The 7,736-nt window shown below is 66.7% G+C and carries 5 protein-coding genes and 2 pseudogenes; 6 read left to right on the forward strand and 1 reads right to left on the reverse strand.

What is annotated here, in order from left to right:
* Positions 1–349 precede the first annotated feature (349 nt).
* The 5 genes from ACQKDV_RS17025 (at position 350) to ACQKDV_RS17045 (ending at position 5,474) form a co-directional block, all read left to right on the forward strand.
* Complete coding sequence (locus tag ACQKDV_RS17025) at positions 350–616, forward strand: hypothetical protein (RefSeq protein WP_427785293.1); 267 nt, start codon at positions 350–352, stop codon at positions 614–616.
* Between the two features lie 261 nt (positions 617–877).
* Positions 878–3,088, forward strand: coding sequence for a TonB-dependent siderophore receptor (locus ACQKDV_RS17030; protein WP_427785295.1), 2,211 nt, complete (start codon positions 878–880; stop codon positions 3,086–3,088).
* A gap of 108 nt (positions 3,089–3,196) precedes the next feature.
* Positions 3,197–3,517, forward strand: a complete 321-nt coding sequence (locus ACQKDV_RS17035; protein WP_427785297.1) for a DUF3649 domain-containing protein — start codon at positions 3,197–3,199, stop codon at positions 3,515–3,517.
* Positions 3,514–5,148 carry a PepSY-associated TM helix domain-containing protein gene (locus ACQKDV_RS17040; protein WP_427785299.1) on the forward strand — a complete coding sequence of 545 codons (1,635 nt, stop codon included), beginning with the start codon at positions 3,514–3,516 and terminating at the stop codon, positions 5,146–5,148. The genes ACQKDV_RS17035 and ACQKDV_RS17040 overlap by 4 nt, the downstream gene beginning before the upstream one ends.
* Positions 5,145–5,474 carry a DUF3325 domain-containing protein gene (locus ACQKDV_RS17045; RefSeq protein WP_427785301.1) on the forward strand — a complete coding sequence of 110 codons (330 nt, stop codon included), beginning with the start codon at positions 5,145–5,147 and terminating at the stop codon, positions 5,472–5,474. Before ACQKDV_RS17040 ends, ACQKDV_RS17045 begins: the two co-directional genes overlap by 4 nt.
* Positions 5,475–5,579: 105 nt before the next feature.
* Here ACQKDV_RS17045 and rlmKL read toward each other — a convergent pair.
* A pseudogene (gene rlmKL, locus ACQKDV_RS17050) lies at positions 5,580–7,165 on the reverse strand (bifunctional 23S rRNA (guanine(2069)-N(7))-methyltransferase RlmK/23S rRNA (guanine(2445)-N(2))-methyltransferase RlmL); the annotation flags it as partial.
* A gap of 76 nt (positions 7,166–7,241) precedes the next feature.
* Here rlmKL and ACQKDV_RS17055 point away from each other — a divergent pair.
* Positions 7,242–7,703, forward strand: a pseudogene (locus ACQKDV_RS17055) (F0F1 ATP synthase subunit gamma); the annotation flags it as partial.
* Between the last annotated feature and the right edge of the window lie 33 nt (positions 7,704–7,736).

The following is a 7,736-nucleotide window of genomic DNA, read 5'->3' on the forward strand; positions in this document are numbered from 1 at the left end:
CCCGCCCGAGGCATGCCTCGGGCCCATGCGGCTCACGCCCCCGCAACCGGACCCACCCCGCCTTCAACAGTTGGCCGCTGCTGCTGGTTGCTGCTGCTGGTGGGTGCCGACCGTTGGTCGGCACGGGGTTGGATGGAAGGCAAAGGCGTATTGCGCGACGGGGGTCACACTCCTTAGGCTCCCGCGCCATGCGGGCCAGGGTGGCCCGTGGGGGGATCCATGCGAAGGATATGGATGTTGCTGCCGCTGCTGGCGGCGGCAGGTGATGCGTGCGCGCAGCGTGTCTACAAGTGCAATAACGGCGGTCGTACCGCCTACCAGGCCCTGCCCTGCCGGGCAGGACACGGGGGTGACGCGGCCGATCGTGCGCGATCCCAAGCTGAGCTGGCAGGAATCGGAGCGCGTAGAGCGCGATCTCCACGATGCGCGGCGGCAGCTGCAGGCCAACGCCGGCCGTACTGCGGCACAAGGCTCGGGCACGGCCATCGAGGCCGCCAGCAACGCCGAAGCATGCGACAAGGCGCGCACCCGCCGCGAGATGGCCGAGTGGTTTGGCACACGCACCGCGATGCGGCAACTGGATCAGGACGTCAGCCGCGCCTGCGCATCGCGTTGAAGGCCAGCGCCCATTGCCCGGCGCACTCACACTTGATTAACAAAATGAGAATGCCTATCATTTACTGATCGGTTGTACGCTCAGCCACTTGGCGCCTCCACCGCGCTTCCGCCCGTGTACATCCCCGGCTCCTCGTGCGCCGACGGCCTTGGCCGTCAGCGCGTGGCGATGGGAGATGCCTCGGGTCGCGCGATTCCGCGCAGGCGCCCGCACGCATGGATTCCATCGCTGATGTTTCTCTCCTGCATGGAATCGCACTGTATGGCCCGACCGAACATCCCCGTCGTTTCACCCCTGACGCTGGCCCTGGCCACGCTGTTGTGTGCCCCGCTGGCCCACGCCGATGCACCGTCCGCCGCCGATGCGCGCACGCTGGACACGGTGAAGGTGACCGCCGACGGCGAAATCCAGAACAGCTACACGGTGAAGAACACGCGCAGCGCGACCAAGCTGGACCTGTCGCTGCGCGAGACGCCGCAGTCGGTCACCGTCATCACCCGCCAGCGGCTGGATGACATGGGCCTGTTCTCGCTGTCCGACGTAATGGGCCAGGTGACCGGCGTCACCGTGTCGGTCACTGACAGCGAGCGCATCAACTACGTCTCGCGCGGCTACACCATCGAGAACTTCCAGATCGATGGCATGCTCAACACCTTCGGTGGCTCGATCAAGACCAACACCGACAACGTGATCTACGAGCGCATCGAAGTGATCCGCGGTGCCACCGGCCTGACCACCGGCGCCGGCGATCCGTCGGGCACCATCAGCATGGTGCGCAAGCGCCCGACCGATACGGTGCAGATGGGCGCCAACCTGATCCTGGGCCGTTGGGGCAACCAGCGCATGGAAGTCGACCTGGGCGGCCCGATCGCCTGGGACGGCCGCATCCGCGCACGCGTGGTCGCCGCCAAGCAGCAGAGCGATTCGTTCCGCGATGTCTACAAGCTCGACAAGGACGTGTTCTACGGCATCGTGCAGGCAGACCTGACCGACAGCACCCTGTTCGAACTGGGCTACGAATACCAGTCGCCGCGCACCACCGGTGTCACCTGGGGCGTGGTGCCGTACTGGGGCGCCGATGGCAACCCGGCCAACCTGCCGCGCTCGACCAACCTGTCGGCGTCGTGGAGCAGCTGGCCGATGGTGGAAAAGACCACCTTCGCCCGCCTGGAACAGCAGCTGGGCAATGGCTGGTCGCTGAAGGGCAACGTGACCCATGCCGTGCGCGATACCGACGGCAGCGTCTGGTACGGCGCAGCCGGCAACCCGCGTCCGGACGGCACCGGCGTAACCGCCTATGTCTCCCACTTCAACGAACACAGCACCATGGACGTGTTCGACGTGAATGTCGGCGGCCCGTTCCAGCTGTTCGGGCGCGAGCATGAACTGGTGTTCGGCCTGGGCCAGGCGGTGCGCAGGGGCGAATCGGAGGCGACCTCGTTCGATACCAGCGCGCCGGGCTACATGCAGGTAGCCGACTGGCGCAACTGGACCGGTGACGTACCGGTGCTGCCGGTCACCCGCTACGGCCGCCTGGCCTCGGAAAACGAACTGCGCCAGCGCGCCGCCTACGTGGCCGCGCGCCTGCGACTGGCCGACCCGCTGCTGGCCGTGGTCGGCGCCCGTTACGGCAGCTGGGAAACTCGCCAGTGGGCCTACGGTTACGATGCCGACGGCAACCGCAACCGCACCACCCGCACCGGCTACAAGCCCGACGACATCCTGACCCCGTACGCTGGCCTGGTCTACGACTTCAACGACATGTTCAGCGGCTATGTCAGCTATACCGACATCTTCAAGCCGCAGAACTACCGCGACCGCAACGGCAACTACCTGGAGCCGGTGGTCGGCGACATGTACGAGGCCGGCGTGAAGGCCGAGTTCTTCGGCGGCCTGCTCAATGCCTCGGCGGCGGTGTTCGAAGGCAAGCAGGACAACGTGGCTGAGATCGACGATTCGGTGCCGCTGAACTCGCTGCCCGATGGCGGCCAGGCTTACCGCTCCACCGGCAAGGGCAACAAGGTGAAGGGCTGGGAAATCGAAACCCAGGGCAGCATCGGCGAACAGTGGAACGTGTCGGCCGGCTTCGCCCATACCAAGATCCGCAACGCCGCCGGCGTGCTGCAGCGGACCACCACCCCGCAGGACACCTTGCGTCTCAATGCCAGCTGGCGCCCCGGCGGTGCCGACAGCCGCTTCTGGCTGGGCGGCGGCGTGACCTGGCAGAGCAGCATCTGGAACAACAGCACCAAGCCGGTCGCCACGGGTGGCACGCAGAGCGCACGCATCACCCAGGACGCCTTCTACCTGCTGAACCTGGCCGGTGGCTACCGCTTCAACGAGAACTTCAGCGCCCAGCTCAACATCAGCAACCTGCTGGACAAGAAGTATTACAACAACGTCGGTTTCTACAACGGCGTGTACTGGGGCGAGCCGCGCAACGTCAGCGTGACGCTGCGCTGGAAGCTCTGATGACCTGATGGATGGCGCCGGTTCTGCGACCGGCGCCCGGCCACGGATGGCCAACCCCGGCGCGCTTCGGTGCGCCGGCCTTTCTTCCAACGAATCTGCAGGACCGCCGTGGACCGCTCGCCCGAACTTGCCAGCTCCCGCCTCAGCACCTTCTTCGCCAGTGAGCGCTGGGGAGTGCTGTCCCGTTCCCTGGCCGCGATCTTCGGCGGCTATGCGCTGGCCTCGATGACCAGCGTGTTCTGTGCCGTGGCCCTGCCCACCGCGCGTGGACAGGCCGTGCTGACCGGCATGCTGCTGGCCATCGTGGTCGCCGCCTGCGCCGCGTTGTGGGCCTTCGCCACGCGCAGCGCGCTGCGCGCCTGGGTCGGCATCGTCGGTCCCACCCTGCTGCTGGCGGCCGCGTCGCGCCTGCTGGGGGCCTGGGCATGAAGAACGGATTCCGCCAGTCGATGGCCTGGCTGCACACCTGGACCGGCCTGCTGGTCGGCTGGCTGCTGCTGCTGATCTTCATGGCTGGCACCGCCAGCTACTACCGCGAGGAGATCAGCCGCTGGATGCGCCCGGAGCTGCCCAGCGCAAAGGTCAGCACTGACGTGGCCGCACAGCGCGCCATCGACTTCCTGCAGGAAAAAGCCGGCAACGCCGAGATGTGGTACGTGACCCTGCCACAGCCGCGCAACCCGGCCATGAGCACCTTCTGGCGTGTGCCGGCCGACCAGGCCGACCCGTCCAAGGGCCGCCGCGGCGCCTTCGGCGATGCCACGCTGGACCCCAACACCGGCGGCGAACTGAAGGCGCGCGACACCCGTGGCGGTGATTTCTTCTACCGCCTGCACTTCGACCTGCACTACATCCCGGTGTACTGGGCGCGCTACCTGGTGGGCTTCTGCGCGATGTTCATGCTGGTGGCGATCATCACCGGCGTCATCACCCACAAGAAAATCTTCAAGGACTTCTTCACCTTCCGCAAGGACAAGGGCCTGCGGTCGTGGCTGGATTTCCACAACGTCAGCGCGGTGATGGCCCTGCCCTACCACGCGATGATCACCTATACCGGCATCGTCACGTTGATGATCATGTACCTGCCGTGGGGGGTGAAGGTGGCCTATCCGCAGGACGAGGACAAGTTCTTCGCCGAGGCCTTCGGTGGCATGTCCGAGGTAAGCGCACCGGCCGAAGGCCGCGCCGCAGCGCTGCCGATCGCGCAGCTGCTGGACAGCGCCCGCGCCCACTGGAAGGGCGTGGAGGTGGCCGGTTTCACCGTGACCCACCCGGGCGCCGCCAACGCCGTCATCGACATCCGCCAACGCGACGGCAAGCGGCTGTCCACCGATACGCCGGCGCTGCGCTATGACATGGTGAGCGGCGCACTGCTGGAAGAAAGCCCGCCCTCTGGCGCTGCCACCGCCACCCGTGGCGTTATGTACGGCCTGCACCTGGCCCGCTTCGCTGATTGGGGCCTGCGCGCCTTCTTCTTCCTGTCCGGCCTGACCGGCTGCCTGATGGTGGCCAGCGGCGTGGTGCTGTGGGCAGTGAAGGAACGCCCCAAACACGCCAGGAACGGGCGCATCGGCTTCGGCCTGCGCCTGGTCGACGCACTGAACATCGGTACCGTGGCCGGCCTGCCCATCGCGTTTGCCGCCTACTTCTGGGGCAACCGCCTTCTGCCGCTGGAGATGGCCGAGCGTTCGAACGCCGAGGCCAATGTGTTCTTCTATGCTTGGGGTGCTGCCCTGCTGGCCGCCTTCATCTGGCCCAAGCGGATGATGTGGGCGTGGCAACTGTATATCGGCGCGGCCGCCTTCGCGCTGGTGCCGGTGGTCAATGCACTCACCACGCACGCGCACCTGGGCGTGACCCTGCGCACAGGCGATTGGGTGCTGGCTGGCTTCGACCTGTCGATGATCGCCTTCGGTGCGATGCTGGCGCTGTGCGGCTGGCGCATGCAGCGCTGGACGCCGCCGCTGAGCGCGGCCGAGAAGAAGAAGCGCGCGGCAGCAGCCGCTGCGGCGAAGGCACCGGCTGCGCCGGCGGCGAGCGAAGCGGAGGCCGGCGCATGATGCTGTTGGCGCTGACGCTGTCGTTCTCCGCATTCACCGCGCTGTCGCTGGCGATGGAAAAGCACCAGCAGGATCTGCATGGCAAGGCCGCCGCCACGCCTGCACGGCGTACCCAGTGGCGTGTACTGGGCTGGGCGCTGCTGACGGTCGCGTTCGCGCTGTGCGTGGTCGATCACGGCTGGGGGATGGGCCCGCTGCTGTGGCTGGGCACGATGACCCTGGGCGGGGTGGCACTGGCCTTCGGGCTATACCCGTATCGCCCGGCGTGGATCGCACCGCTGGCCCTGGCATTGCCGGTGGTGGGGGTGCTGGTGGCGTTGCTGTAAGGAGAAGCCCGGTAGTGCCGGCCGCTGGCCGGCACCCTTTGAACCTTCTTCGGCTATGACGCAGTTGCCGGCCAGCGGCCGGCACTACCAGGGTCGGATCGGGGGTTACCCGAGGCGCTTGAGTTCCCACGCGCGATGGATGCGCGCGTTACGCTCGAAATCCGGGCCGATCGTGCGCGCGGTGATCTCGCGGCACTGGGCGAATTCGGCGAGGGCGTTTTCTTCCAGCTTGAAGCGGCGGAAATTGTTGGAGAAGTACAGCACGCCGCCTGGCGCAAGGCGCGCCACCGCCGCACGCAGCAGCTTCAGCTGCTCGCGCTGCACGTCGAAGTCATCGGCACGGGCTGAATTGGAGAACGTCGGCGGATCGCAGAAGATCACGTCGTACTGGCCGCGGTCGCCTTCCAGCCACGCCATTGCGTCGGCCTGCACCAGCAGATGCTGGTTGCCGCCCTGGCCGTTCAGCGCCAGGTTGTCGTAGCACCACTGCAGGTAGGTCGCCGACAGATCGACGCTGGTGGTGCTGGCCGCACCGGCCACCGCCGCCTGCACGCTGGCCACGCCGGTGTAGCAGAACAGGTTGAGGAAACGCTTGCCACGCACCTGCTCGGCCATCATCCGGCGCAACGGGCGGTGGTCCAGGAACAGGCCGGTGTCGAGGTAATCGAACAGGTTCACCTGCAGCAGCGCGTTGTTCTCGCGCACCACGATGAACTCATCACGCTGCTCGAAACGGCCGTACTTGCTGCCGCCCTTGCCGCGTTCGCGCGACTTCATCGACACCTGCTCCGGCGGCACGCCGAACACTTCACGCGCGGCAGCCAGCAGCTCATTGCGGCGGCGGCGCACGTCGTTTTCCGGAATCGCGGCCGGCGCCGCATATTCCTGCACGTGCAGGAAGGTGCGGCGCTGGCCACCGTCTTCTTCGTAGACGTCGATGGCTGCGGCGTATTCCGGCAGGTCGGCATCGTAGGCACGGAAGCAGGTGATGTCCTCGCGCGCACGCCAGCTCTTGAACTTCTTCAGGTTCTTGCGCAGGCGGTTGGCCACCATCTGCGCACCTTCGCTCAGTTCACGCGGCTGCGCCGGGTCGCGGCCCGGCACAGCAATCGGGTCGCAGACAATCAACGCGCATTCCAGCGCACCGTTGAACATCTGGTACTTCTTGCCGGCGCGCAGGCCGGTGGCGAAAGCGAGTTCGTCATTGCCGCACAGCAGGCTGGCGCGCCACTGCGGCACAGCCTTCTGCAGGGCGTTGCCCAGTGCGCGGTACAGTGCCGGATCGGCGGCCAGGCGCTCGTCATAGGGCGGGTTGCAGACCACCGCGCCGATCTCCTGTTCCGGCGCAGCCAGGTCTGCCACATCGGCGCGGGTGAAGCGGATGGCGTGGGCCACCCCGGCCACTTCGGCATTCTCACGTGCCGCCTGGATGGCCACCGGGTCGATGTCGCTGCCATGGATGACCGGCTTCAGCGCAGCCAGACCGGCGGCTTCGCGGTCACGCGCTTCGCTCTGGATCGCCTTCCAGGCGGCCTTGTCGAAGGGCCCACTTCGCCAACACCCAGGGCGAGCTGGTCGGCAAGGTCAACGCCACCGGCGGCTGGGACAACGACATCGAAGGTGCCTTCAAGAAGGGCATCGCCGAGTTCAAGACCACCGGCAGCTGGTAATCGCGGTCCTGTAGAGCGGAGCCGCTGGCTCCGCTGGACCAGATGACAAACGGTTGAACAACGCGGGGCATCAGCCCCGCGCCACGGGAAACAAGAGATGGCAAGCGGACGCGAAATCAAAACCAAGATCAAGAGCGTGCAGAACACCCGCAAGGTGACGCGCGCCCTGGAAATGGTCTCGGCCTCCAAGATCCGCAAGGCGCAGGATCGGATGAAGACCTCGCGTCCGTACGCGCAGGCGATGAAGCAGGTGATCGGTCATCTGGCCCAGGCCAGCACCGATTACCAGCATCCTTTCCTGGTCGAGCGCGAGCAGGTCAAGCGGGTCGGTTTCATCGTGATCTCCTCCGATCGCGGCCTGGCCGGCGGCCTGAACAACAACCTGTTCCGCAAGATGCTGGGCGAAGCCAAGGCATGGCAGGACAAGGGTGCCGAAGTGGACCTGGTGACCATCGGCCAGAAGGCATCGACCTTCTTCCGCCGCGTGAAGGTCAACATGGTCGGCAGCGTGACCCACATCGGCGACGCGCCGAAGCTGGAATCGCTGGCCGGCGAGGTCTTCGGCGTGACCGGCGGCGCGGGTATCGCCTGA

It is taken from the genome of Stenotrophomonas sp. NPDC077659 (genome assembly GCF_050268705.1).
Taxonomy (GTDB): Bacteria; Pseudomonadota; Gammaproteobacteria; order Xanthomonadales; family Xanthomonadaceae; genus Stenotrophomonas.

Coding starts and splice junctions, on each gene's coding strand:
- ACQKDV_RS17030 (WP_427785295.1), top strand. CDS start 878: ATGGCCCGACCGAACATCCCCGTCGTTTCACCCCTGACGCTGGCCCTG.
- ACQKDV_RS17040 (WP_427785299.1), top strand. CDS start 3,514: ATGAAGAACGGATTCCGCCAGTCGATGGCCTGGCTGCACACCTGGACC.
- ACQKDV_RS17045 (WP_427785301.1), top strand. CDS start 5,145: ATGATGCTGTTGGCGCTGACGCTGTCGTTCTCCGCATTCACCGCGCTG.